The sequence below is a fragment of the Mycobacterium sp. THU-M104 genome (assembly GCF_049197365.1).
GTDB lineage: Bacteria > Actinomycetota > Actinomycetes > Mycobacteriales > Mycobacteriaceae > Mycobacterium.
This window is the reverse complement of record NZ_JBMIOP010000099.1, coordinates 1-22,737: the sequence shown is the minus strand read 5'-3', so window position 1 is coordinate 22,737 and position 22,737 is coordinate 1. Positions and strand designations below refer to the sequence as shown.

General features: G+C 67.2%; 21 protein-coding genes and 1 pseudogene. 15 read left to right on the top strand and 7 right to left on the bottom strand.

The features are described 5' to 3' along the window. Positions 1 to 87: 87 nt before the first annotated feature. The 3 genes from ACOJVU_RS09185 to ACOJVU_RS09175 are packed head-to-tail and all read left to right on the top strand — an operon-like array spanning position 88 to position 3,694. A complete protein-coding gene (locus ACOJVU_RS09185; RefSeq protein WP_421529488.1) occupies positions 88 to 1,833 on the top strand; it encodes a helix-turn-helix domain-containing protein in 1,746 nt (581 codons plus the stop codon). Positions 1,834 to 1,838: 5 nt separating this feature from the next. Further along, a complete protein-coding gene (locus ACOJVU_RS09180) occupies positions 1,839 to 2,657 on the top strand; it encodes an HAD-IIB family hydrolase (RefSeq protein WP_421529487.1) in 819 nt (272 codons plus the stop codon). Positions 2,658 to 2,710: 53 nt separating this feature from the next. Then, the gene (locus ACOJVU_RS09175) at positions 2,711 to 3,694 is read left to right on the top strand and encodes an SDR family oxidoreductase (RefSeq protein WP_421529486.1); all 984 of its coding nucleotides are present in this window, start codon (positions 2,711 to 2,713) and stop codon (positions 3,692 to 3,694) included. Here ACOJVU_RS09175 and ACOJVU_RS09170 read toward each other — a convergent pair. The 3 genes from ACOJVU_RS09170 to ACOJVU_RS09160 are packed head-to-tail and all read right to left on the bottom strand — an operon-like array spanning position 3,641 to position 6,053. Then, the gene (locus tag ACOJVU_RS09170; RefSeq protein WP_421529503.1) at positions 3,641 to 4,738 is read right to left on the bottom strand and encodes a quinone-dependent dihydroorotate dehydrogenase; all 1,098 of its coding nucleotides are present in this window, start codon (positions 4,736 to 4,738) and stop codon (positions 3,641 to 3,643) included. The genes ACOJVU_RS09175 and ACOJVU_RS09170 overlap by 54 nt on opposite strands. 32 nt (positions 4,739 to 4,770) lie before the next feature. After that, complete coding sequence (locus tag ACOJVU_RS09165; protein ID WP_421529485.1) at positions 4,771 to 5,040, bottom strand: DUF5703 family protein; 270 nt, start codon at positions 5,038 to 5,040, stop codon at positions 4,771 to 4,773. Further along, positions 5,037 to 6,053, bottom strand: a complete 1,017-nt coding sequence (locus ACOJVU_RS09160) for a YncE family protein (protein ID WP_421529484.1) — start codon at positions 6,051 to 6,053, stop codon at positions 5,037 to 5,039. Before ACOJVU_RS09160 ends, ACOJVU_RS09165 begins: the two co-directional genes overlap by 4 nt. Positions 6,054 to 6,235: 182 nt before the next feature. Between ACOJVU_RS09160 and ACOJVU_RS09155 the strand changes: the two genes are divergently transcribed. The 7 genes from ACOJVU_RS09155 (at position 6,236) to ACOJVU_RS09125 (ending at position 11,853) form a co-directional block, all read left to right on the top strand. Beyond that, positions 6,236 to 6,538, top strand: coding sequence for a hypothetical protein (locus ACOJVU_RS09155; RefSeq protein ID WP_421529483.1), 303 nt, complete (start codon positions 6,236 to 6,238; stop codon positions 6,536 to 6,538). Between the two features lie 105 nt (positions 6,539 to 6,643). Beyond that, positions 6,644 to 7,381 (top strand): histidine phosphatase family protein, encoded by a 738-nt coding sequence (locus tag ACOJVU_RS09150; protein WP_421529482.1) that lies wholly within the window; start codon positions 6,644 to 6,646, stop codon positions 7,379 to 7,381. A 73-nt stretch (positions 7,382 to 7,454) separates the two neighbouring features. Then, positions 7,455 to 8,042 carry a DUF3090 domain-containing protein gene (locus ACOJVU_RS09145; RefSeq protein ID WP_421529481.1) on the top strand — a complete coding sequence of 196 codons (588 nt, stop codon included), beginning with the start codon at positions 7,455 to 7,457 and terminating at the stop codon, positions 8,040 to 8,042. Continuing rightward, positions 8,026 to 8,856, top strand: a complete 831-nt coding sequence (locus ACOJVU_RS09140; RefSeq protein WP_421529480.1) for an SCO1664 family protein — start codon at positions 8,026 to 8,028, stop codon at positions 8,854 to 8,856. The genes ACOJVU_RS09145 and ACOJVU_RS09140 overlap by 17 nt, the downstream gene beginning before the upstream one ends. A 54-nt stretch (positions 8,857 to 8,910) precedes the next feature. Further along, positions 8,911 to 9,678, top strand: a complete 768-nt coding sequence (locus ACOJVU_RS09135) for a 3'(2'),5'-bisphosphate nucleotidase CysQ (protein ID WP_421529502.1) — start codon at positions 8,911 to 8,913, stop codon at positions 9,676 to 9,678. Positions 9,679 to 9,701: 23 nt separating this feature from the next. Continuing rightward, positions 9,702 to 10,943: a cysteine--1-D-myo-inosityl 2-amino-2-deoxy-alpha-D-glucopyranoside ligase gene (mshC, locus tag ACOJVU_RS09130; RefSeq protein ID WP_421529479.1), complete on the top strand. Its 1,242-nt coding sequence runs from the start codon at positions 9,702 to 9,704 to the stop codon at positions 10,941 to 10,943. Between the two features lie 25 nt (positions 10,944 to 10,968). After that, positions 10,969 to 11,853 carry an SDR family oxidoreductase gene (locus ACOJVU_RS09125; protein ID WP_421529478.1) on the top strand — a complete coding sequence of 295 codons (885 nt, stop codon included), beginning with the start codon at positions 10,969 to 10,971 and terminating at the stop codon, positions 11,851 to 11,853. Between the two features lie 32 nt (positions 11,854 to 11,885). Here the strand turns inward: ACOJVU_RS09125 and ACOJVU_RS09120 are convergent, their stop codons facing one another. The 3 genes from ACOJVU_RS09120 to ACOJVU_RS09110 all read right to left on the bottom strand — a co-directional run bounded on the left by ACOJVU_RS09120 (position 11,886) and on the right by ACOJVU_RS09110 (position 14,601). Continuing rightward, positions 11,886 to 12,026, bottom strand: coding sequence for a hypothetical protein (locus ACOJVU_RS09120; protein WP_421529477.1), 141 nt, complete (start codon positions 12,024 to 12,026; stop codon positions 11,886 to 11,888). Positions 12,027 to 12,102: 76 nt separating this feature from the next. After that, on the bottom strand, positions 12,103 to 13,611 hold the full coding sequence (locus tag ACOJVU_RS09115; protein WP_421529476.1) for an amino acid permease: 1,509 nt from the start codon (positions 13,609 to 13,611) through the stop codon (positions 12,103 to 12,105). A gap of 114 nt (positions 13,612 to 13,725) precedes the next feature. Further along, positions 13,726 to 14,601, bottom strand: a complete 876-nt coding sequence (locus tag ACOJVU_RS09110; protein ID WP_421529475.1) for a PAC2 family protein — start codon at positions 14,599 to 14,601, stop codon at positions 13,726 to 13,728. Between the two features lie 559 nt (positions 14,602 to 15,160). On the opposite strand from ACOJVU_RS09110, the gene metH reads away from it, so the two are divergent. Beyond that, entirely contained in the window at positions 15,161 to 18,946 is a 3,786-nt protein-coding gene (gene metH, locus ACOJVU_RS09105) for a methionine synthase (protein ID WP_421529474.1), read from the top strand. 115 nt (positions 18,947 to 19,061) lie between these two features. Here metH and ACOJVU_RS09100 read toward each other — a convergent pair whose 3' ends face one another. Further along, positions 19,062 to 19,862, bottom strand: coding sequence for an enoyl-CoA hydratase/isomerase family protein (locus ACOJVU_RS09100; RefSeq protein ID WP_421529473.1), 801 nt, complete (start codon positions 19,860 to 19,862; stop codon positions 19,062 to 19,064). A 73-nt stretch (positions 19,863 to 19,935) separates the two neighbouring features. Here ACOJVU_RS09100 and ACOJVU_RS09095 point away from each other — a divergent pair, with 73 nt between their 5' ends. The 4 genes and pseudogenes from ACOJVU_RS09095 to ACOJVU_RS09080 form a co-directional block, all read left to right on the top strand. Next, complete coding sequence (locus ACOJVU_RS09095) at positions 19,936 to 20,217, top strand: phosphoribosyl-ATP diphosphatase (protein ID WP_421529472.1); 282 nt, start codon at positions 19,936 to 19,938, stop codon at positions 20,215 to 20,217. Between the two features lie 2 nt (positions 20,218 to 20,219). Further along, positions 20,220 to 21,074, top strand: coding sequence for an ATP phosphoribosyltransferase (hisG, locus tag ACOJVU_RS09090; RefSeq protein ID WP_421529471.1), 855 nt, complete (start codon positions 20,220 to 20,222; stop codon positions 21,072 to 21,074). 115 nt (positions 21,075 to 21,189) lie between these two features. Further along, positions 21,190 to 21,672, top strand: coding sequence for a DUF4126 domain-containing protein (locus ACOJVU_RS09085; protein WP_421529470.1), 483 nt, complete (start codon positions 21,190 to 21,192; stop codon positions 21,670 to 21,672). Then, positions 21,669 to 22,737 (top strand): annotated as a pseudogene (locus tag ACOJVU_RS09080) (mercuric reductase); the annotation flags it as partial. The gene ACOJVU_RS09085 and the pseudogene ACOJVU_RS09080, both read left to right, overlap by 4 nt.

Genomic DNA, 22,737 nt, shown 5'->3' with positions numbered 1-22,737 from the left:
TGAGCGAGAGCTTCGCCCGTAGGCCCAGACCACGGTGGCCCCGATCCGCGAACGGTGCGGCCGAGCGATCACCGCTCATGGGGCATCGTGGCTGAGCCTGAATCCACCGTCGCCGACCTCGTCCACCAACATCGCCGCTTAGCCGGTTTGTCGCGTGAGCGGCTGGCCTACGAGATGGACAAAGCTGTCAGCTGGGTGTCTGAGGTTGAACGAGGCGAACGCGTCCTGACCGATGTCACCGTGCTCGACAGGTTGGCGAAGATTTTGGGTGCTCCGCTCAGCGAGTTCATCCAGGCAGCGCTCGGCCGCAGCGCACGCGTACACGGAATAATCGTGGACGAATCGCAACGAAGCTATTCCGATGCAGAGCCGGACGCTCTGCACGAATCCATCCAGTATCAGCTCCAACGCTACGGCGTGAACGATGTGATAACGCTCTACGCCAACGATGACCTCGGTGAGCTGATGGACAACTGTCCTCCCGACGATGACGTGATCGTCATTCGTTCGGGCCGGGAGTTGATACCTCCGGTGGTACGCCTCTTGACATTGAGGTCGGTGCGCCTGCCTGCGCATTTCATCGTGTGGGATCCCAGCGACAGCGGTCAGATCGTGGCGGCCCGTCTCGAGTGCGCAGATTTATTGAGGATAAATTGTACCGACCCGTGTGCCTTCGATTCTGAACTGCGCAAATTGAGCGACACGAGGGGCTTGCACCGCTACACCGTCGAAGAACTCGTCGCCGATGATGCGGTTCGCGTTGGAGGGTCTTTCGCCAAGTCGGGCATACGCAAATATTTCCATAAACAAGCCGACGGCCGCGGTTCGGTGAAGTTGGGTGATGAGAAGCGTTTCTATGCCGGTCTTCCGGCCGCGCTCAGCCCTTACTACCCGAAATTGTTGTTTTCCCACGAGGAAGGTGATGCTGTCTGCCTCGGGCTTGACTATGTCGGCCAGCCAAACCTCCGTGACTTACTGCTCAATCTTCGCATCACGCCCGATCAAGCCGCTTCTGTACTGAAGCAAGTGCTTGACTACGAGTACCATAAGGCATACCTTCCGTATCTGGCCGAGCCGCCGTCCACCTACGTGCAGGACTACCATTTCAGCCGCGTCTGGAACCGTCTCGGAGTTTCGATCGATCTCGACGCGGAATTATCTCTGCTGGTAGAGAGTCGTTGCTTACAGGTCAATGGGAGAGTAATGCCGAACATCCCCGCGATGTTGCTCGAATTAGAACGCAGCAGTCGTGCGTCGACAGAATTGGCGCCGCCCGGGGTATCGCCCTATATTCACGGTGACCTGCACTTGGAGAACATCTTGTACGATCAGGAATCGGACAAGTTTTGGCTGGTCGATCCGCGCGGGTATCCCGCCTGTGATATCTACTATGACATCGGGAAGTTGGCGCACAGCTACAACGGTCTCTACGACTTGTTGCATGAGGGCCGTCACGAGATAAGACACCGTCTCGAGGCCGATGCGGCAGTTGTCGAATTCGGCTTCAGGTCGCCGCATCTGGTCGGGATATATCGGCAATTGAAGAATTCCATGCAGAAGGTCGTTGCAGACGTGCTGCGCGCGGATACCGAAGAAATGGACCTCAGGATCAACTTCAACGAGGCCATGCATTTTTGTTCCGACATGCCGTTTCATATCCACCCAGAGGCATCGCCGAACGTGGCGGTAGCTATCTATGCGACGGGTGCTTTGCTGCTTGCGGATGTGCTGCGGAAACTGTCAATTGAACTGCCGTTCTCGAGTGAATCGCATCGCAGCGGGTTGAGTCGTATGAGCGATATCGATCACGATGAATGGCGACTCGAGGGGTAGGCGATATGCACGATGTCCACGCGCGACTCGTCGCATTCGATATCGACGGTACGTTGTTGGACTTGGACAACCCGGTTGCCACCGCCACGGCGGCATCCCTCCGAGAACTGCAGACGCGAGGGCTTGAGATAGTTTTCGTCAGCTCCAGGCCGATCGCATCCTTGGTGTTGCTTGCGCGGGCGATCGGGGTGGACGCGCACTTGATCGCTTACAACGGCGCGCTGGCCAGGAGTGCGTCCGGCCGGCAGTTGATCGCCGAGGGTTTTGTGATAAATGGGGAATTGACCGAGGTTCTCCGCCGGTTTTCCATCGCTGGCGGTGCGGTGAACTTTTACCTGTGTGAGGGACTCCGCTGGTTGGCGTTCGGACCCGCCGAATTCATGGACGTGGAAGAACGAGCGACTGGTTTGACCGCTGACGAGCGACTTACCTCGGATGCGCTGCCGAATCTAGCCGGGATCTCTGTGTTGAAAGTCATGTGTCGGGGCGAGGAAGCGGCCTGCAAACAATTGCTCCGCGATATGAAAACATATTCGAGCTTGGACGCCGTGGCCAGCGGGCGCGATTGCTGTGACATTCAGACCAAGGGCGTAGGGAAGGCGCAGGCAATGCGGGTGCTGTGCCAGGCCCTCGGCGTAGGCATGCACGACGTCGTGGCCTTTGGCGACAGCGACTCGGATGCGCCGATGCTGCACATGGCCGGCTACGGTGTGGCCGTGGGTGCGGCGACTGACCGTGCGAAGTTGGCGGCGCGCGAGCACATCGATGGTCCAGGTTCGAATGCCCTGGCCCTGTGGGTGGACAGAATCGCGATGTCGGACTGATGTGAGAACGAAAAATGCGATAGTGGTCGCGATGATGTCCAAGCCCTGGTCCGATGGCTGTTTCGCGCACTGACGTCCTGATCTTCGGTGCGGGCGGTCGCGTCGGGGAAGCATTGAGCCGGCTGCTACCCGGATACGGAGTGTCGATCAGCAGCGCTTCGCGAAACCCGACTGCGTTAAACACCCGCGGGGTTGACGTCCGATCCGGCAGTGACGTGGTCGAATGCATCGAAGCTGTCCGACCTCGCGTCGTGATTTACGCTGCGGCTCTGTCCGATCCAGATCGGTGCGAGCGGAATCCGTCGGTCTCCTACGATGTCAACGTTCGCGGGTTACGCCAGGTGGCAGCGGCGGCGGCAGGTATCGGGAGTCGTGTCGTCTATTACTCGTCCGACTACGTCTTCGGGGCCCCCGGGAATTACTTCGAGGACGCTCAGGTGGCGCCTCTGCAGGTGTATGGCCGTCACAAGTCCGAGGCCGAACAGCTGCTGCTCGGCGACGGCGACAACGTGGTGATACGTCTCCCGTTGTTGTTCGGGAGCAGAGACTTTGTTGCCGAAGCGTTCAACGCGATACGACAGGGTGCACCGCTTCGCTGCGACGGCCGGAGACGCTATCCGATTCCGTTGGAGCATGTCGTGCGGGTGACCGCCATGACCATGGCGACGAATGCCCGGCGAGGTGTCTATCACGCCGTGGGCGTCGATGGAGTGACGAAATTGGAGTGGGCAGGATACATCGCCGGGCTGCTCGCAAAGCCCGCCCCTGCGGTGGCCGCGGTAGCCGACAGGTCATGTGCACCGCGACCGGTCGATGTCGTGCTGTCCACGCGTCATCCCGACATGCGCGCTCCGGCCGGAACGGTATGGTCGGCCACCCGCGCGAGAGTCGCTGAACTTCAAGCGCGACTCGATCCCGCTCACCCGATCGCGAACGCGGGCTCCCCCTGCGAACCATCGGCGCCGGGGCATGCAGCGCCCGCGTCACGGCGGCGCATGTCCCGGCCCGGCCGCCGAGCCGACGGCGTCGCCGAGTGAGGCGAACCCTCCTTCGTGTAGCCGGCGGGCGATGCCGTCGTGAATATGCTTGGCCCACAAGGGGCCGCCGTAGATGAAACCGGTGTAGCCCTGCAGCAGCGACGCCCCCGCGGTGATGCGTTCCCACGCGTCGTCGGCCGTCTCGATGCCCCCGGCGCTGATCAGCACCAGCTGATCACCGACGCGTGCGTAGAGCCGGCGCAGCACCTCGGTGGCGCGGGGCGCCACCGGTGGTCCGGAGATGCCGCCCGGGCCCAGCCGGTCGACGTCGGGGGTACTCAGTCCGGTGCGCGACACGGTGGTGTTGGTGGCGACGATTCCTGCCAGGCCCAACTCCGCGGCCAGGTCCGCGATGTCGTCGACGTCGGAATCGGACAGGTCCGGTGCGATCTTGACCAGCACCGGGGTCTGCGGCCCGGGGGGTCCCGAAACTTCGGCAAGCACGGCCGCCAGGATCGGTCGCAGCGAGTCGACGGCCTGCAGGTCGCGCAGCCCGGGGGTGTTCGGCGAACTGACGTTGACCACCAGGTATGACGCGAGCGGGCCGACCAGGCGAGCGCTCGTGCGGTAGTCGTCTGTGGCCTGGGCGGCCGGGGCCGTCTTCGTTTTGCCGATGTTCACCCCGATCGGCACATCGGGCCGGTTCCGGGCGAGCCGGATCGCGAGCGCGCCCGCGCCGCGGTTGTTGAAGCCCATCCGGTTCAGCAGGGCCCGGTCGGCGGGCAGCCGGAACATGCGGGGTGCCGGGTTGCCGGGCTGCGGGCGCGCGGTGACGGTGCCGACTTCGGCATAGCCGAACCCGAGCGCACCCCACGTGTGCAGGCCCGTGCCGTCCTTGTCGAAACCTGCGGCGAGCCCCAGCGGGCCCGCGAACCGCACCCCGAACACCGTGCCGGCCAGCACCGGATCCGACGGCGCCAACAACCGGTGCAGTGCCCGTCGCACCGGGACGAGGGCCGTGGCGCCGCGAAGGGTCGCGAAGACCAGCGTGTGGATCCGTTCGGGCGCAACGAGGAACAACAGCCGTCGCACCAGACCGTACAGGCGACGGGTCGATTCGCGCCTTTCGAGGGCCGTCACAGTCCGGGCCGTTCGGGCCAACGCCCGGCGGAGTTGGCTCTGTCCACGCGAGTTTTCTTGCGTCGCAACAACACCCTTCGGCTGCCGTCGGTGTAGAGCCGTACCCGCGTCAGCTCCCAGCCGCGATATTCGGCCTCGATCGACAGCCGGATGGATGCGCTGATCCGGGTCACATCCGGGGGCAGGCGCAGCGGCGCCCACTCATATTCGTCGGACATCTCGGTATCCCAGCCCGCGGGCAACCCGGTCCGGCGCGGCGCGGTCAACGCGCGCCCGCCGCGTGTTCGATGACCTGGACCCCCGCACCGCACCCCGACACCACGTACAAGGTGTCTGACGCTTCGTCAAAGGCCAGCGAGTTCGGTTGCTGCACGGTGGGGTAATGCACCTTTTCGACGGGAATTCCGGTGGACAGATCGTAACCGATCACCCTATTGGACGCGGTCTGGGATACCCAGGCCAACATGCGGGATCCGGCCAGACCGTAGGGGGACTGACGCACCGGATAGGCCTGGTGCAGGATCAGCGGGTCGACGCTGTACACCAGTAGCTGGCCGCCGCGGGTGTCGGCGGCCAGCACCATGCCCAGCGGGTCGGAGGCCAGGGTGGTCGTGCCCTCGCCGGCGCGCAGCGCCTGCTGCGCGCGGCCGTCGGCGCCGATCGCCGTCACCGACGTCTGTCCCCGGTCCAGCACCACCGTCGTGTCCCCTTGGGCCACAATGGCATCCACGCGGGCGAAGATCTTGCTGCGGCTGCTGACGGCCGCGGTGCCCTCGCGGTCCGGATTCGGGGAGGCGAGGATGTAGACGGCGCCGTCGGCACTGCCGAGCACCAACTTGCCGTCGGCGCGTTGAGCGATCGCGGTGAACCGGGTCTGCTCGGCGCCGGCGACGGTCACCCGGGCGTTGTGGCCGGTGGACACCTCAACCACGAAGTAGCCGCCGTCGGTGGCCAGGTAGACCGTGCCGCGGCCGTCGTCGGTCAGCGCCGGTGCAGGGCCGGGCAGCGTGACGACGCGAGGCGCGCCCCGGGGATCGCCGAACACGGTGAGCCCGGCGGAGGCCGCCGGATCGGCCCCGGGTGTCAGGACCACCAACGTGTGGGTCGCCCCGTCGAACGCCGCCGCCGCGGCGTGTCCCGCCAGGGGCCGTACCGAACCCGCCGGATCCTGCGACACCGGCGGTGACGCGGCAGGCCGGCCAGGTTCGATCGTGGGCGGGGGAGCCTGGAGCGGATTGGAGGAGCACGCAGCTCCCGGCACGGACAGCAGCAGCGCCATCAGCAGCAACGTGAGTTTTGCCGACCTGCAGCTCTGGGAGGCGTGTTCAGCGGATCTCTGTCGCGACAGCAATGGGTTACCTCGGCTCAGGTGACGGAACCGTCGAATTTTAGGGAACGGTTTCGCATCCAATTCGGCCATGTCGGCTACACCGGGCCGTACCGCGGAGGTATGGTCGCGACATGACCGTCATCGTTGACCGGCATGTTACGGGCGACCAGTTCGTGGTCGAAGACATGTTGACGGGGATTTTTGCGAGTGGCTACGGGCAGGTCGGAGACGGACGTAGTTTCTCCTTCCGCATCGAGCATCGATCCCTCATCGTCGAGGTGTACCGGCCGTACCTGGCCGGCCCGGTTCCACAGGCCGAAGACGTGGTCGCCACCGCGGTCCGCGGCCTGGTCGACATCGACCTCACCGACGAGCGCAGCCTGACCGCGGCGGTGCGCGACTCGGTCGCGCACGCAGCGCCCGTCACACGCTAGTCAGGTCGGTCGGCGGCCCTTCGCACCAGGTACCGTCGGCTCCGTGACTGCGGCTGCGTCGATGACTCGGCTCCCGGACGTCGTCCCGCCTGCGGATGCAGCGGCATGACCGTGATGTTGCTGCGGCACGGCCGGTCCGCCGCGAACACCGCGGGCGTCCTCGCGGGCCGGTCCGAAGGTGTCGATCTCGACGACAGGGGCCGTGAGCAGGCAGCCGGCCTGATCGACCGGATCGGCGACCTGCCGATCCGCGCGGTGATCTGCTCTCCGCTGCTGCGCTGCCTTCGTACCGTCGAACCGCTCGCGGAGTCCCTGTGCCTGGAGCCGCTGGTCGACGACCGGCTCGCCGAAGTCGACTACGGGGCATGGACGGGTCGCAAGCTGGGCGACCTGGCGGGCGAGCCGCTGTGGAAGGTGGTCCAGGCCCATCCGAGCGCGGCCGTGTTCCCCGGTGGCGAAGGACTGGCGCAGGTGCAGGCCAGGGCGGTGGCCGCCGTACGCGAACACGACCGCCGGCTGGCCGAGCACCACGGGGGCGACGCGTTGTGGGTGGCGTGCACCCACGGTGACGTCATCAAGTCGGTGATCGCCGATGCCTACGGCATCCACCTCGACGGCTTCCAGCGCGTCACCGCCGACCCGATTTCGCTCAGCGTCATCCGCTACACCGAGCTGCGGCCGTTCGTGCTGCACGTCAACCACACCGGCGCGCGCCTGTCGGCCGCGTTGCGGGCGGCAACCCCGCCCAGGGACGATGCCCGGGAGGAGTCGCGGCGGGCGCAGGAAAAACCGGCCGCGACGATATCGTCCAGCGACGCGGTGGTCGGCGGCTCGACCGACTGATTTCGCTGCGGCCCGATGATCGGGCACTGTCGGATCGCGCGGCGACGGCACGAGCCGGTATTTTGGAAGTGCCATGGCCCGCGCAATTCATGTCTTCCGCACCCCCGACCGATTCGTGGCCGGGGCTGTCGGCTATCCCGGCAATCGCACGTTCTACATCCAGGCGGTGCACGATTCGCGGGTGGTGTCCGTCGTTTTGGAGAAGCAGCAGGTTGCGGTGCTGGCGGAACGCATCGGTGCGCTGCTGCTCGAGGTGAACCGCAGATTCGGTACGCCCGTGCCGCCGGAGCCTTCCGAGATCGACGACGTCAGCCCGTTGGTGACGCCCGTCGACGCGGAGTTCCGGGTCGGCACGATGGGGTTGGGCTGGGACTCGGAGGCCCAGACCGTGGTGGTCGAGTTGCTGGCGGCCACCGACGCCGAGTTCGACGCCTCGGTGGTGCTCGACGACACCGACGACGGCCCCGACGCCGTACGGGTGTTCCTGACGCCGGAGTCGGCGCGGCAGTTCGCCACCCGCTCCAACCGTGTCATCTCCGCGGGACGGCCGCCCTGCCCGTTGTGCGAGGAACCGCTGGATCCCGACGGCCACATCTGTGCGCGCACGAACGGCTACAGACGCGGCGCGCTGCTGGGGCCCGGCGATGACGTCGACGAATGACCGGCGTGAGGTGCTGCGCGACGGCGAGATGACGATCCTCGGGCGGATCCGCTCTGCCAGCAACGCCACCTTCCTGTGCGAGGCGGCCCTGGGCGGGTCGGGTTCGGGCGCGCGCACGGTGCACTGCGTGTACAAACCCGTCTCCGGGGAACAACCGCTGTGGGACTTCCCGGACGGGACGCTGGCCGGCCGGGAGCTCGGCGCTTATCTGGTGTCGGCGCGATTGGGTTGGAATATCGTTCCCTACACGTTGATTCGCGACGGACCGGCGGGTCCGGGCATGGTGCAGCTGTGGGTGCAGCAACCCGGCGACGCGGTGGACTCCGAGCCCCGCCCGGGACCGGACCTCATCGACCTCTTTCCGGCCGGCAGGCCTCAGCCGGGCTACCTGCCGGTGCTGCGGGCCTACGACTATGCCGGCGACGAGGTCGTCCTGATGCACGCCGACGACCTTCGGCTACGCCGGATCGCGGTCTTCGACATCCTGGTCAACAACGCCGACCGCAAGGGTGGTCACGTCCTGCTGGGCATCGACGGTCGGGTGTACGGGGTCGATCACGGTGTGTGTCTGCACGTCGAGGACAAACTGCGCACGGTGTTGTGGGGCTGGGCCGGCACGCCGATCGACGACCAGACGTGCGAGGCGGTCGCCGGCCTCGTCGATGCGCTAGGCGACTCGCTGTGCGACGAATTGGCCGGGCACATGACCCCGGCGGAGATCATGGCCCTGCGCGGGCGCGCCCAGGCCCTGCTGGACAAGCCGGTGATGCCCGAACCCAGTCGGCACCGTCCCATCCCGTGGCCGGCGTTCTGACGCGGGCTTCGGGGCGTCGGTGATACTGAGACGGTGAGCCCCGACGCGGATGAGATGACCGATGCCGCACTTGCCGCCGATCTCGCCGCCGACGCCGGGGAGCTGCTTCTCACGGTGCGCGCGGAGATCGGTTTCGGCCATCCGGGGATGCTCGGCGACGCGGGCGACAGGCTGGCCAACGACCTGCTGCTGAGACGGCTGCGGGCCGAACGGCCCGGGGACGCGGTACTCAGCGAGGAAGCTGACGACGACCTGGTCCGGCTGAAGCGCGACCGGGTATGGATCGTCGACCCGCTCGACGGCACGCGCGAGTTCTCCACCCCCGGCCGTGACGACTGGGCGGTCCACATCGCGTTGTGGCAGCGGCCCACCGACGGGCAGCGCGAGATCACCGACGCCGCGGTGGCATTGCCGGCCCGCGGCAACATCGTGTACCGCAGCGACACGGTGACCGCCGATGCCGCGCGCGTCGGCGTGGGCGGCACCATCCGGATCGCGGTCAGCGCCAGCAGGCCTCCCGCAGTGCTCTACCGCATTCACCAGATGCTGCCCATCCAGCCGGTGGCCATCGGCTCGGCGGGCGCCAAGGCGATGGCCGTGATCGACGGCGAGGTCGACGCCTACCTGCACGCGGGCGGGCAGTGGGAATGGGACTCGGCGGCGCCGGCCGGGGTGTTGATGGCCGCCGGCATGCACGCGTCGCGCCTCGACGGCTCCCCGCTGCGCTACAACCAGTTCGACCCGTACCTACCCGACTTCGTGATGTGCCGCGCCGAGCTGGCGCCCATTCTGCTTGCAGCGATACGCGACGCCTACCGCTGAGCGGCCGCGTTTAGAGTCGAGGGATGCAGTCGTGGAGTTCGCCCGGCGTGCCGGCGTTGTCGGGACGCGGCCCGGAGCTGCGTCTCTACGACACCTCCGACCGTCAGGTCCGTCCGGTCGGGATCGGGCCGGGCGCGGTCGCCGGCATGTACGTCTGCGGGATCACGCCGTATGACGCGACCCACCTGGGCCACGCGGCCACCTATCTGGCGTTCGACCTGGTGTATCGGCACTGGCTGGACGCCGGTCACGACGTGCGCTACGTGCAGAACGTCACCGACGTCGACGACCCGCTGTTCGAGCGTGCCGATCGCGACGGCATCGACTGGCGTGCGCTCGGCGACCGCGAGGTCGCGCTGTTCCGCGACGACATGGCCGCGCTGCGCGTCCTGCCGCCGCACGACTACGTCGGTGCCACCGAAGCGATCGCCGAGGTTGTCGAGCTCGTCGAGAAGATGGTCGCCGCCGGCGCGGCGTACGTCGTCGACGGGGAATACCCCGACGTCTACTACCGTGCGGATGCCACCCTGCAGTTCGGCTACGAGTCCGGCTACGACCGCGAGACCATGCTGCGGCTGTTCGCCGAGCGCGGTGGCGACCCGGAGCGCCCCGGCAAGTCCGACGCCCTCGACGCCGTGCTGTGGCGGGCCGCGCGGCCCGGCGAGCCCAGCTGGACGTCGCCGTTCGGCGCCGGCCGGCCCGGTTGGCACGTCGAATGCGCGGCGATCGCGCTCAGCCGCCTCGGCAGCGGCGTGGACATCCAGGGCGGTGGCAGCGACCTGATCTTCCCGCATCACGAGTTCACCGCCGCCCATGCCGAATGCGTCGGCGGGGAGCGGCGTTTCGCGCGGCACTACGTGCACGCCGGGATGATCGGCTGGGACGGGCACAAGATGTCCAAGAGCCGCGGCAACCTGGTGCTGGTCTCGGCGCTGCGCGCCCGGGGCGTCGAGCCGACGGCCATCCGGCTCGGACTGCTCGCCGGGCACTACCGCACGGACCGGTCCTGGAGCGAGCAGGTGCTCGACGAGGCCACAGCCCGGCTGCAGCGCTGGCGCACCGCGGCGGCGTTGCCGTCGGGGCCGGACGCCGCCGACGTCGTAGCCCGGGTGCGGCGTTACCTGGCCGACGATCTAGATACCCCCAAAGCCATTGCTGCCCTTGATGGTTGGGTTACCGACGCGCTCGAATACGGCGGCCATGACACCGCCGCGCCGCGGCTGGTCGCGACCGCGGCCGATGCGCTGCTCGGGGTGGACCTGTGACCGGCGCGACGGTACCTTGTCGGCCATGACATCGCTGCAGGGCAAGGTCGTGTTCATCACCGGTGGCGCCCGGGGGATCGGAGCCGAGATCGCCCGCCGCCTGCGGGACCGGGGCGCCCAACTCGTGCTGACGGACCTGGACAAGGCCGAACTCGACGCGCGGGCCGCCGAACTCGGCGAGGACTGCGTGCTGACCGCGGTCGCCGACGTGCGCGATCTGCCCGCCATGGAGGCGGCGGCTGCGCAGGCCGTCGAACGCTTCGGCGGCATCGACGTCGTCGTGGCCAACGCCGGCATCGCCAGCTACGGGTCGGTGCTGCAGGTCGATCCCGAGGCCTTCAAGCGGGTGCTGGACGTCAACGTGCTGGGTGTCTTCCACACCGTGCGGGCCACGCTGGCGTCGGTGATCGACCGCCGGGGCTACGTGCTGGTCGTCTCGTCGCTGGCGGCCTACGCCGCGGCCCCGGGACTGGCACCCTACAACGCGTCGAAGGCCGGCGTCGAAATCCTGGCCGACGCATTGCGGTTGGAGCTGGCCCACCGGGGGGTCGGCGTGGGTTCCTCGCACATGTCCTGGATCGACACCGCGCTGGTCCGCGACACCAAGACCGACCTGCCCTCGTTCGGCGAGTTGCTCGCCAAGCTGCCGTGGCCGCTGAACACGACGACCACCGTCGACAAGTGCGCCGACGCCCTGGTGAAGGGCATCGAGGGCCGTCGGGACCACGTCTACTGTCCGCCGTGGGTCGGCGCGTTCCGCTGGCTCAAGCCGGTGCTGTCCACCCGGGTCGGGGCGTTTCCCATCCGCAGGACGACCGCCGAGTTGTTGCCGCGGATGGACGCCGAGGTTGCCGCGCTCGGCCGCTCCACGAGCGCGTACAACGAGGATTTGCAGAAGCCCGGGGCCTGACCCTTCCGCGCCGGGCGTCAGGACAGGTCGCGTCAGGACAGGTCGCGGAAGACGAGCGCGAAGCCGACCACGGCGATGAGTGCGGCCGCGCCGTACCCGATCGCCGACCACCAGCCCGCGTGCAGATACGCGGTGACCGCGACCACGGCGATGGCCAGGAAGATCATGGCCATCCCGTACAGCGGTGGCGTGGCGGCGTAGCGGTTGCGAATGATCGTTTCTCTCCTGCAGGGGGTCTGGCGACGGGCATCAGTCTGACGGTTGCATCGGCGGGTTGGCAATCGGCGGACGCGGCTCCGTGAGGCCGGTACGCCGACCCGCGACGGCCATGACACGGTGGCGCACCACGTACCATCCCACGACCAGGGCCGGGACGATCACCACCAGCGATGCGACGGTCCAGGTGCCGATCGGTGCATCGAAGCCCATCAGCACCAGGATCGCGACCAAGAACGCCAGGGTCGCGTACCCGCTGTACGGTGACAGCGGCATGCGAAACCGCGGGCGCTGCAGCAGCTCCGCGCGCGCCACCCGGTAGAGCTGAAGCTGGCAGAGCACGATCGTGGCCCATGACGCGATGATGCCCAGTGCGGCGACGTTGAGTACGATCTCGAACGCCTCACCGGGGTTGAAGGCATTCAGCGCAATACCGAGAAGGCAGATGACGGCCGTCATCGCGATGCCGCCGTAGGGCACGCCGTTGCGCGACATCCGCTTGGCGAACCTCGGGCCGCTGCCGCTCATGGCTATCGAGTGCATGACGCGGCCGGTCGAATAAAGGCCGGCGTTCAGGCTCGACAGCGCCGCGGTGAGGACCACGATGTTCATCAGGTCGCCGGCCCCGTAGAAGCCGACCTTGGAGAAGAAGGTGACGAACGGGCTCTCCCCGGACTTGTAGGCGGTGTAGGGCAGCAGCAGCGCCAGCAGTGCAACCGACCCGACGTAGAAGACGGCTATGCGCGCGATCACGGAGTTGATGGCCCGCGGCATGATCTTCTCCGGCTCCGCGGTCTCCCCGGCCGCGGTGCCCACCAGTTCGACCGCGGCGTAGGCGAACACGACGCCCGAGGCGACCACCAGCAGAGGCGCCAGACCGGTTGGGAAGAAGCCGCCGTGGCCCGTCCACAAACTCAATCCGGTGCTGCGGCCGTCGATGGAGTAGCGCCCGGCAAGAAAGACGGTCCCCACGACCAGGAAGGCCATCAGCGCGAACACCTTGATCAGCGCGGCCCAGAACTCCAGCTCGCCGAACCATTCCACCGAGATCAGGTTCATACCCAGGACGGCCGCCAGAGCGATCAGGGCCAAAAGCCACTGGGGGACGGGGGCGAACAAACTCCACCGGTGCAGATAGGTGGCGATCGCGGTGGTGTCCACGATCGAGGTCATCGCCCAGTTCAGGAAGTACATCCACCCGACGACGTACGCGGCCTTCTCGCCGAAGAATTCGCGCGCGTAGGACACGAACGAGCCTGATGACGGACGATGCAACACCAACTCTCCGAGCGCCCGCAGGATCAGGAAGACGAAGAAGCCGCACAGCGCGTAGATGAGGAACAGCCCCGGCCCGGCCTTGGCCAGCCGGCCGCCGGCACCGAGAAAAAGCCCGGTGCCGATCGCACCCCCGATGCCGATCATCTGCAGCTGCCGCGGTTTGAGCCCCTTGTGGTAGCCGGCCTCTTCGCCAAGGCGGTCCGGGACCGGATCGACCTGGTCGGCGGTCAACCGAGGGTTGTCGGGATCGGGCCATGCGGCCATGCGGCTCCTCTCGTCGTCGCTTGCGCCGTCCGGCCGGGCTCGCCCCCGAATTGCCGATGTTTTCGCATCGCCGCCGACGACGGCAAATCGTGGCGATTCCGTCAGTGGCCGGACTCAGCGCCCGTGTCCGGGGCGGCGGCGGCGCAGATATCGTTCGAAATCGGCGGCCAGCGTGTCGCCGTCGATCTTGCCCAGGACTTCGCTCATGTCGACCTCGGCGTCGCGCTGCTCCAGCGACTCCACGTATTCGCCCAGGTCCTCGTCCTCGGCGGCCACATCGCTGATCGCTTGTTCCCACTCCTCGGCGAGCGCGGGGAGGTCGCCCAGCGGCACCTCGATGTCGAGTACCTCTTCGACGCGCCGCAGCAGCGCCACCGTCGCCTTCGGGTTGGGCGGGCTCGATACGTAGTGCGGCACCGCCGCCCAGAACGTCACCGCCGGGATCCCGGCAGCCACGCACGCGTCCTGGAAGACGCCGGCGATCCCGGTCGGTCCTTCGTAGCGGGTTTCCTCCAGACCGAACAGCTTCGCCGATTCCGGCGAGTAGGCCGCGCCGGAGACCGGAACCGGCCGCGTGTGCGGGGTGTCGGCCAGCAGCGCGCCGAGGATGACGACGGTGTCGACGTTGAGCTTGTCGGCGATGGCCAGCAATTCGGCGCAGAAGGTGCGCCAGCGCATGTTGGGCTCCACCCCGTGCATGAGCACCACGTCGCGGTCACTGCCCGGCGGGCGGCAGTGCGAGATGCGCATCGCGGGCCACACCAGTTCGCGGGTAACCCCATCGATCTGGCGGATGACGGGACGATTCACTTGGTAGTCGTAGTACGCCTCGTCGTCGATCTCGACGATGGGCTCCGCTTCCCAGATGGCCTCGATGTGCTCGAGCGCGTCGCTGGCTGCGTCACCCGCGTCGTTCCAGCCCTCGAACGCCGCCACGACGACGGTGTTGTGCAGTTCGGGCAGCGCGGCGCTACCGGCGGGCGGAGTCACAACGTCAGGGTACGGTGTGGCCCGCCGACGATGCGGGCCGCGCGGTGGGCCGTTGAGGAGGTGGGCCGTGAGGTGTGGCCCGCCGACGATGCGGGCCGCGCGGCAAACCCCGGGGTGGCAGGTCCGAACGCCGTCAGCCGAACGATTTCACAGGCCGACTATCCTTAAGCGAGTGACTGTCGCAAGCCAACCCCGCTACGACATTGGCGTCCTCGATGCATTGGCGCGACGTGCGGTGGTCGGCGACGGCGTGACGGGTACCCGGCCGCAGGCGGCTGACCTGGGCCTCGATGACTTCGGCAGCCGGCGGTCGCCGCGGTCGAGACGAAATATGTTCGACTGCCATCTGGTTAGAGTTGGTAACGACGAGATTGCCGACACGATTCGCAAGCCGGCGCTGGAGGGCTCCGCGACGCTTGAGCGGGTCGGGTCGAGCTGGGCGTCCAGACGTCGGGTGACAACGTAGACTTTCCTGGTCGAGAGGCGTTGCAACGGATCCGGGTCCTGCCGGTATCCGCCACGCTCGGCAGAGTCAAGGACGCCTTCCGTAACGGAAGGAATGCACGTGAACGCCACCGTAAACGCCTCGGCGTCTCAGACCTTCGCGCCGAACATCCGCCCAGACTGCACCGACGAACTGACGGCGGCTCTGCGCCAGCGGATCATGGTGATCGACGGCGCGATGGGTACGGCGATCCAGCGCGACCGGCCCGACGAGGCCGGTTACCGCGGCGATCGGTTCACCGAATGGCCGACCGCGCTTCAGGGCAACAACGACCTGCTCAGCCTGACGCAGCCACAGATCATCGCCGGGATCCACCGCGAGTACCTCGAGGCGGGCGCCGACATCCTGGAGACCAACACCTTCAACGCGAACGCGATTTCGCTCTCCGACTACGAGATGGCCGAGCTGAGCTACGAGTTGAACTACGCCGGTGCCGCTCTGGCGCGGGCGGCCGCCGACGAGTTCAGCACCCCGGACAAGCCCCGCTACGTCGCCGGCGCCATCGGTCCGACCACGCGCACCGCGTCGATCTCGCCGGACGTCAACGACCCCGGGGCCCGCAACGTCTCCTACGACCAACTGGTCGCGGCCTACCTCGAATCAGCCAACGGCCTGGTCGACGGTGGTGCCGATCTCCTCATCATCGAGACGATCTTCGACTCGCTGAACGCCAAGGCGGCCGTGTTCGCCGTCGAGACTCTGTTCGAGCAGCGCGGACGCCGCTGGCCCGTCATCATCTCGGGCACCATCACCGACGCTTCCGGGCGGACGTTGTCCGGTCAGGTCACCGAAGCATTCTGGAACTCGATCAGGCACGCGAAGCCACTCGCGGTCGGCCTCAACTGCGCCCTGGGCGCGCCGGAGATGAGGCCTTACATCGCCGAAGTGTCGCGGATCGCGGACACCTTCGTCTCCTGCTATCCGAACGCCGGGCTGCCCAACGCCTTTGGCGAGTACGACGAGTCCCCCGAGCGCCAGGCGAGCTACATCGCAGACTTCGCCGAGGCGGGCCTGGTGAACATCGTCGGTGGTTGCTGCGGGACGGCGCCGCCGCACATCGCCGAGATCGCCAAGGTCGTCGAGGGCAAGCCGCCGCGCGAGGTGCCGGAGATCCCAGAAAATCAAGCGGCCACTCGCCTGGCCGGACTGGAGCCGCTCAACATCACCGACGACTCGCTGTTCGTCAACATCGGTGAGCGCACCAACATCACCGGCTCCGCCCGGTTCCGCAACCTGATCAAGGCCGAGGACTACGACACCGCGCTGTCGGTCGCCCTGCAACAGGTCGAGGTCGGTGCGCAGGTCATCGACATCAACATGGACGAGGGCATGATCGACGGCGTCGCCGCGATGGACCGGTTCACCAAGCTGATCGCGGCCGAGCCGGACATCAGCCGCGTCCCGGTGATGATCGACTCCTCCAAGTGGGAGGTCATCGAGGCGGGCCTGAAAAACGTGCAGGGCAAGCCGATCGTCAACTCGATCTCCATGAAGGAGGGCGAGGAGAAGTTCGTCCGCGAGGCACGGCTGTGCCGCAAGTACGGTGCCGCTGTGGTCGTGATGGCCTTCGACGAGCAGGGCCAGGCCGACAACCTGGAGCGCCGCAAACAGATCTGCGGGCGCGCCTACCGGATCCTGACCGACGAGGTCGGTTTCCCGGCCGAGGACATCATCTTCGACCCGAACTGCTTCGCGCTGGCGACCGGTATCGAGGAGCACGCCACCTACGGGATCGACTTCATCGAGGCCTGCGCCTGGATCAAGGAGAATCTGCCCAGGGTGCACATCTCCGGCGGTATCTCGAACGTGTCGTTCTCGTTCCGGGGCAACAATCCCGTCCGCGAGGCGATCCACGCCGTGTTTTTGTTCCACGCCATCAAGGCGGGCCTGGACATGGGCATCGTCAACGCCGGCGCGCTGGTGCCGTATGACTCGATCGACCCCGAGCTGCGCGACCGCATCGAGGACGTCGTCCTGAACCGCCGCGAGGATGCGGCCGAACGGCTCCTGGAGATCGCCGAGCGGTTCAACAGCACGGAGAAGGCTGACGACCCGGTCGCGGCCGAGTGGCGCAGTCTCCCGGTCCGCGAACGGATCACTCACGCGTTGGTCAAAGGCATCGATGCCCACGTCGACGCCGACACCGAGGAGCTGCGGGCCGAGATCGCCGCCGCGGGTGGTCGCCCGATCGAGGTGATCGAGGGCCCGCTGATGGACGGCATGAACGTGGTCGGCGACCTCTTCGGCTCGGGCAAGATGTTCCTGCCCCAAGTCGTCAAGTCGGCCCGGGTGATGAAGAAGGCCGTTGCGTATCTGCTGCCGTACATCGAGGCGGAGAAGGAAGAATCCGGCGCCGCAGCTGGGAAAGACACCAACGGCACGATCATCATGGCGACCGTGAAGGGCGACGTCCACGACATCGGCAAGAACATCGTCGGGGTCGTCCTGCAGTGCAACAACTTCGAAGTGATCGATCTCGGTGTGATGGTGCCTGCGAGCAAGATCCTGGACGCGGCGAAGGAGCACGACGCCGACATCATCGGGCTGTCGGGGCTGATCACCCCCTCGCTGGACGAGATGGTCAACTTCGCCGTCGAGATGGAACGCGAGGGGCTGAAGATTCCGCTGCTGATCGGTGGCGCGACCACTTCGCGCGCCCACACGGCCGTGAAGGTGGCGCCGCGCCGTAGCGGCCCGGTGGTCTGGGTCAAGGACGCGTCCCGCTCGGTGCCGGTCGCCGCGGCCCTCCTCGACGACAAGCAGCGTCCGGCCCTGCTGGAGGCCACCGAGGCCGACTACGCATCCCTTCGTGAACGGCACTCCCAGAAGAACGAGCGGCCGATGCTGACGCTCCAGAAGGCCCGCGCCAACCGGACGCCGATCGACTGGGACGGCTACACGCCGCCGGTGCCCGCCCAGGGGCTGGGCGTGCGGGAGTTTCACGACTACGACCTCGCCGAACTGCGCGAATACATCGACTGGCAGCCGTTCTTCAACGCCTGGGAGATGAAGGGCCGCTTCCCCGACATCCTCAACAACCCGGCCACCGGCGAGGCTGCCCGCAAGCTGTACGACGACGCCCAGGAGATGCTCGACACCCTGATCAAGGAAAAGTGGCTGACCGCCAACGGGGTCATCGGATTCTTCCCGGCGAACGCGGTCGGCCCCGGTTTCGACGACATCGAGGTCTACACCGACGACACCCGCACCGAGGTGTTGACCACGCTGCACAACCTCCGGCAGCAGGGTGAGCACCGGGACGGCATCCCGAACCGGTGCCTCGGCGACTACATCGCGCCCAAGGACACCGGTCTGGCCGATTACATCGGCGCGTTCGCCGTCACCGCGGGGCTCGGCGGCGGTGACAAGATCGCGGAGTTCAAGGCAGCCGTCGACGATTACAGTGCGATCCTGCTGGAGTCGATCGCCGACCGGCTGGCCGAGGCGTTCGCCGAGCGGATGCACCAACGGGTCCGCAGGGAGTTCTGGGGATTCGAGCCCGACGAGCAGCTGGACAACGCGGCGCTCATCGATGAGAAGTACAGGGGAATCCGCCCTGCCCCCGGTTACCCGGCCTGCCCGGAGCACACCGAGAAGGCGACGCTCTGGAAGTTGATGGACGTCAAGGAGCGGACCGGTATCGAATTGACCGAGTCGATGGCGATGTGGCCCGGTGCTGCCGTCAGCGGCTGGTATTTCTCGCACCCCCAGTCGCAGTACTTCGTGGTGGGCCGGATGGCCCAGGACCAGGTAGCCGACTACGCGAAGCGCAAGGGATGGACGCTGGCCGAAGCCGAGCGCTGGCTCGGCCCCAACCTCGGCTACAACCCGGAGGACTGAACGGCTCGGCGGGGACTGGCTGGCGGCGCCGCCGAGCCTGTAATTCTGCAGATCACCACTCGCGCTTTCGCTACAGATCTACAGGTTCGGTGAATTAGGTCGGCCTCGTTCGCGCTCAACCCGTGTAGTCCCGGCCCAAGCGCTTCAGGTAAGCCGTTCCCGCCGCCCGCGATTCGGGGTCGCGCAGCGCGGTGACCAGCGAATCGGCGTCATTCCAGGCCCGCGTTGTCCCGACCATCGACTCGGTCACCGCGTTGGCGTGGCGTTTGGTGGCGGTCAGCGTCAGCGCGGACTTCGCGGCCAGCCGGCCGACGAGTTCGTCGACGGCGGCGCTGAGCCCGGCCGCGGGCACCATCCGGTTCACGAAGCCCACAGCAAGCGCTTCGGTCGCGTCGAACGGGCGGCAGGTCATGACAAGTTCCTTCGTCCTGGCGGGACCGATTTCGCGCACCAACCGGGGGACACCACCCCAGGCCAGCGGAATGCCCAGGTCGACTTCCGGAATCACGAAGCGGGTGTCGTCGGCCGCGACACGCAGGTCGCAGGCCCCCGCCAGAACGACGCCACCCCCGACGCAGTGGCCGTGCAGGCGCGCGACCGTCACCGCATTCATTGCCTCGATCGCATCGGCCATCCGCCGTCCGGCGTCGGCCGCCTCGCGCGTCGCGCCCACAGTTGCCGGGCCGCCGCGATCGCGCCGCGTCGCGAACGACGCGAGGTCCGCGCCGGCGCTGAAGGCCCGTCCGTTGCCGGCCACGACGACCACCTTGACGGTGGGCAGGGTATCGAGATATCGCGCGGCCAAGACCAATTCGTTGAGCGTCGTCGTGCTCAGAGGGTTCAGCTTCTCCGGGCGGTTCAAGGTGATGTCGCCCCGGGGTCCCGCAACGGTGACGACGATCTCGGAGAAATCCATGCCCTACCGTATGCCGCGAGCGGCCGGTCTTGGCGACGCGGGGCGAAACCGCCGTGACTGTGTCTTCCCCCGCATGACACAATCGCTGGCCGTGAAGACCTTCGAGGATCTGTTCGCCGAACTGGGCGACCGCGCCCGCACCCGACCCGCCGGCAGCGCCACGGTCGCCGCGCTGGACGGCGGGGTGCATCGGCTGGGCAAGAAGATCCTCGAGGAGGCCGGCGAGGTGTGGCTGGCCGCCGAGCACGAAGCCGACGACGCGCTCGCCGAGGAGATCAGCCAATTGCTCTACTGGACGCAGGTGCTGATGATCGCGCGCGGACTGTCCCTCGACGACATCTACCGGAAGCTGTGAGCATGTTGCGGGTCGCGGTTCCCAACAAGGGCTCGCTGAGCGAGCCGGCCTCCGAAATCCTCGCGGAGGCCGGCTACCGTCGCCGAACCGATCCCAAGGACTTGACAGTCCTCGACCCAGTCAACCAAGTCGAGTTCTTCTTCCTGCGCCCTAAAGACATTGCGATCTATGTCGGTTCGGGAGAACTCGATTTCGGGATCACCGGACGCGATCTGGTGTGCGATTCGGGCGCGGCGGTGCGCGAGTGCCTGGCGCTCGGCTTCGGGTCGTCCAGCTTCCGCTACGCCGGCCCGGCCGGGCACAAGTGGACGACGGCCGACCTGGCCGGCAAACGCATCGCGACCGCCTACCCGAACCTGGTCCGGAAAGACTTGGCCGAGCGGGGTATTGAGGCGACCGTCATCGGGCTCGACGGTGCGGTGGAGATCTCGGTGCAACTCGGGGTCGCCGACGCGATCGCCGACGTGGTGGGGTCCGGACGGACACTGAGCCTGCATCACCTCGTCGCCTTCGGCGAGCCGCTGTGCGATTCGGAGGCCGTGCTGATCGAGAGCATGGACTACGAGGCCGAGCAGGCCAGGGCTGCGCGCGACCAGCTGGTGGCGCGGATCCAGGGTGTGGTTTTCGGCCAGCAGTACCTGATGCTCGACTACGACTGCCCGCGCTCGGTGCTGGACCGGGCTACCGCGATCACGCCGGGGCTGGAGTCGCCGACGATCGCGCCGCTCGCCGACCCGGACTGGGTCGCCATCCGCGCACTGGTGCCCCGACGGGGCGTCAACGAGGTCATGGACGAGCTCGCCGCGATCGGCGCGAAGGCGATTCTCGCTTCGGACATCAGGTTTTGCCGGTTCTGACAGTGGGTGCGACGCGCACGGCTGTGTTAACGTCCGCCTAAGGCCGTCATCCGCGTCGTCTCCATGGGCTGTTACCCCGACGGTCGCCGGACCGCTCGTTGCCGGGAGGACCTGCGTGTTACATGCGCTTGTTTTGCTGATGGCCTTGTTGATCGGCGTCGTCGCCGGGCTGCGTACCCTGACGGCCCCCGCTGTCGTCGCGTGGGCCGCCATGCTCGGGTGGATCGACTTACAGGAAACCTGGGCATCCTGGATGGGCAATGGGATCACGGTCGCGATCGTCACCGTCCTGGCGATCGCCGAACTCGGCACCGACAAGCTCCCGAAGGCGCCGCCGCGTACCGCGCCACCGCCGTTCGCCGCACGGATCACGATGGGGGCATTCGCCGGCGCGGTGCTCGGCGCTGCGTGGCATTTCACCTTTTCCGCGCTGGGTTGCGGTGTGATCGGCGCGGTGTTGGGCACCATGGGCGGCTATCAGGCGCGCCGGCGGCTGGTGGAAGCCCGCGGCGGGCAGGACCTGCCGATCGCGTTGCTCGAGGACGCGGTCGCGATCCTGGGTGGGTTCGCGATCCTGGCGCTGACGGCCGGCCTGTGACAAATCGTTTCGATGCGATCATCGTCGGTGCCGGCCAGCGGGACCGCCGCTGGCCGGCCGGCTGACGGCCGCCGGGCAGCGCGTCGCCGTCGTCGAACGCAAGCTCATCGGAGGCACCTGCGTCAACACCGGATGCATTCCCACCAAAACCCTGGTGGCCAGCGCCCACGCCGCGTATCTGGCCCGGCGCGGCGCGGACTACGACATCGGAATCGGGCCGATCAGCGTGGACATGGCGAGAGTCAAGGCGCGCAAAGACGAGATCATGCTCAAGGACCGAGAGGGTGTCGAAAGTTGGTTGGCCGGTATGGACGGATGCACCGTCGTTCGCGGCCATGCGCGTTTCGGGGACCCGCACACCCTGCGGGTCGGGGACAACCTGCTGAGCGCCGAGCGGATCTTCCTCAACGTCGGTGGCCGTGCGGTGGTGCCCGACATTCCTGGACTCGGCGGCGTCGACTACCTGACCAACCTGTCGATCCTCGAATTGGACATGCTGCCAACGCATCTGGTCATTGTGGGCGGCAGCTACATCGCGCTGGAGTTCGCGCAGATGTACCGGAGGTTCGGGTCCCGGGTCACCGTCGTCGAGCGGGGTCGCAGGCTTGCGTCCCGCGAAGACGACGATGTGTCGGGAGCCATCAAGGACATCTTGGAGAACGAAGGGATCCACGTCGTCCTTGGCGCTGACGACGTGCGAATCACCAACAACACCAACGGGTTCGAGCTCACACCTGGCCTCGGTGTCGCGCCGGTCGCAGGCAGCCATCTGCTGCTGGTGGTGGGGCGACGGCCCAACACCGACGACCTGGGTCTACCGGCGGCGGGTGTGCAGACCGACGGCCGCGGCTACATCGTCGTCGACGACGGGCTCAAGACGAGCGTCGATCACATCTGGGCGATGGGCGATTGCAACGGCCGGGGTGCGTTCACCCACACCTCGTACAACGACTTCGAGATCGTGGCCGCCAACCTGCTCGACGGTGATACGCGGCACGTCAGCGACCGCATCACCGCCTACGCGCTCTACATCGACCCGCCGCTGGGGCGGGCCGGCATGACCGT

Bases quoted from the DNA above. Each gene is read 5' to 3' on its own strand.
- ACOJVU_RS09180 (WP_421529487.1), top strand. From the start codon at position 1,839: ATGCACGATGTCCACGCGCGACTCGTCGCATTCGATATCGACGGTACG.
- ACOJVU_RS09175 (WP_421529486.1), top strand. From the start codon at position 2,711: ATGGCTGTTTCGCGCACTGACGTCCTGATCTTCGGTGCGGGCGGTCGC.
- ACOJVU_RS09160 (WP_421529484.1), bottom strand. From the start codon at position 6,053: ATGGCGCTGCTGCTGTCCGTGCCGGGAGCTGCGTGCTCCTCCAATCCG.
- ACOJVU_RS09155 (WP_421529483.1), top strand. From the start codon at position 6,236: ATGACCGTCATCGTTGACCGGCATGTTACGGGCGACCAGTTCGTGGTC.
- ACOJVU_RS09150 (WP_421529482.1), top strand. From the start codon at position 6,644: ATGACCGTGATGTTGCTGCGGCACGGCCGGTCCGCCGCGAACACCGCG.
- ACOJVU_RS09145 (WP_421529481.1), top strand. From the start codon at position 7,455: ATGGCCCGCGCAATTCATGTCTTCCGCACCCCCGACCGATTCGTGGCC.
- ACOJVU_RS09140 (WP_421529480.1), top strand. From the start codon at position 8,026: ATGACGTCGACGAATGACCGGCGTGAGGTGCTGCGCGACGGCGAGATG.
- ACOJVU_RS09135 (WP_421529502.1), top strand. From the start codon at position 8,911: ATGACCGATGCCGCACTTGCCGCCGATCTCGCCGCCGACGCCGGGGAG.
- mshC (WP_421529479.1), top strand. From the start codon at position 9,702: ATGCAGTCGTGGAGTTCGCCCGGCGTGCCGGCGTTGTCGGGACGCGGC.
- ACOJVU_RS09125 (WP_421529478.1), top strand. From the start codon at position 10,969: ATGACATCGCTGCAGGGCAAGGTCGTGTTCATCACCGGTGGCGCCCGG.
- ACOJVU_RS09120 (WP_421529477.1), bottom strand. From the start codon at position 12,026: ATGGCCATGATCTTCCTGGCCATCGCCGTGGTCGCGGTCACCGCGTAT.
- ACOJVU_RS09115 (WP_421529476.1), bottom strand. From the start codon at position 13,611: ATGGCCGCATGGCCCGATCCCGACAACCCTCGGTTGACCGCCGACCAG.
- metH (WP_421529474.1), top strand. From the start codon at position 15,161: ATGCACGTGAACGCCACCGTAAACGCCTCGGCGTCTCAGACCTTCGCG.
- ACOJVU_RS09100 (WP_421529473.1), bottom strand. From the start codon at position 19,862: ATGGATTTCTCCGAGATCGTCGTCACCGTTGCGGGACCCCGGGGCGAC.
- ACOJVU_RS09095 (WP_421529472.1), top strand. From the start codon at position 19,936: ATGACACAATCGCTGGCCGTGAAGACCTTCGAGGATCTGTTCGCCGAA.
- hisG (WP_421529471.1), top strand. From the start codon at position 20,220: ATGTTGCGGGTCGCGGTTCCCAACAAGGGCTCGCTGAGCGAGCCGGCC.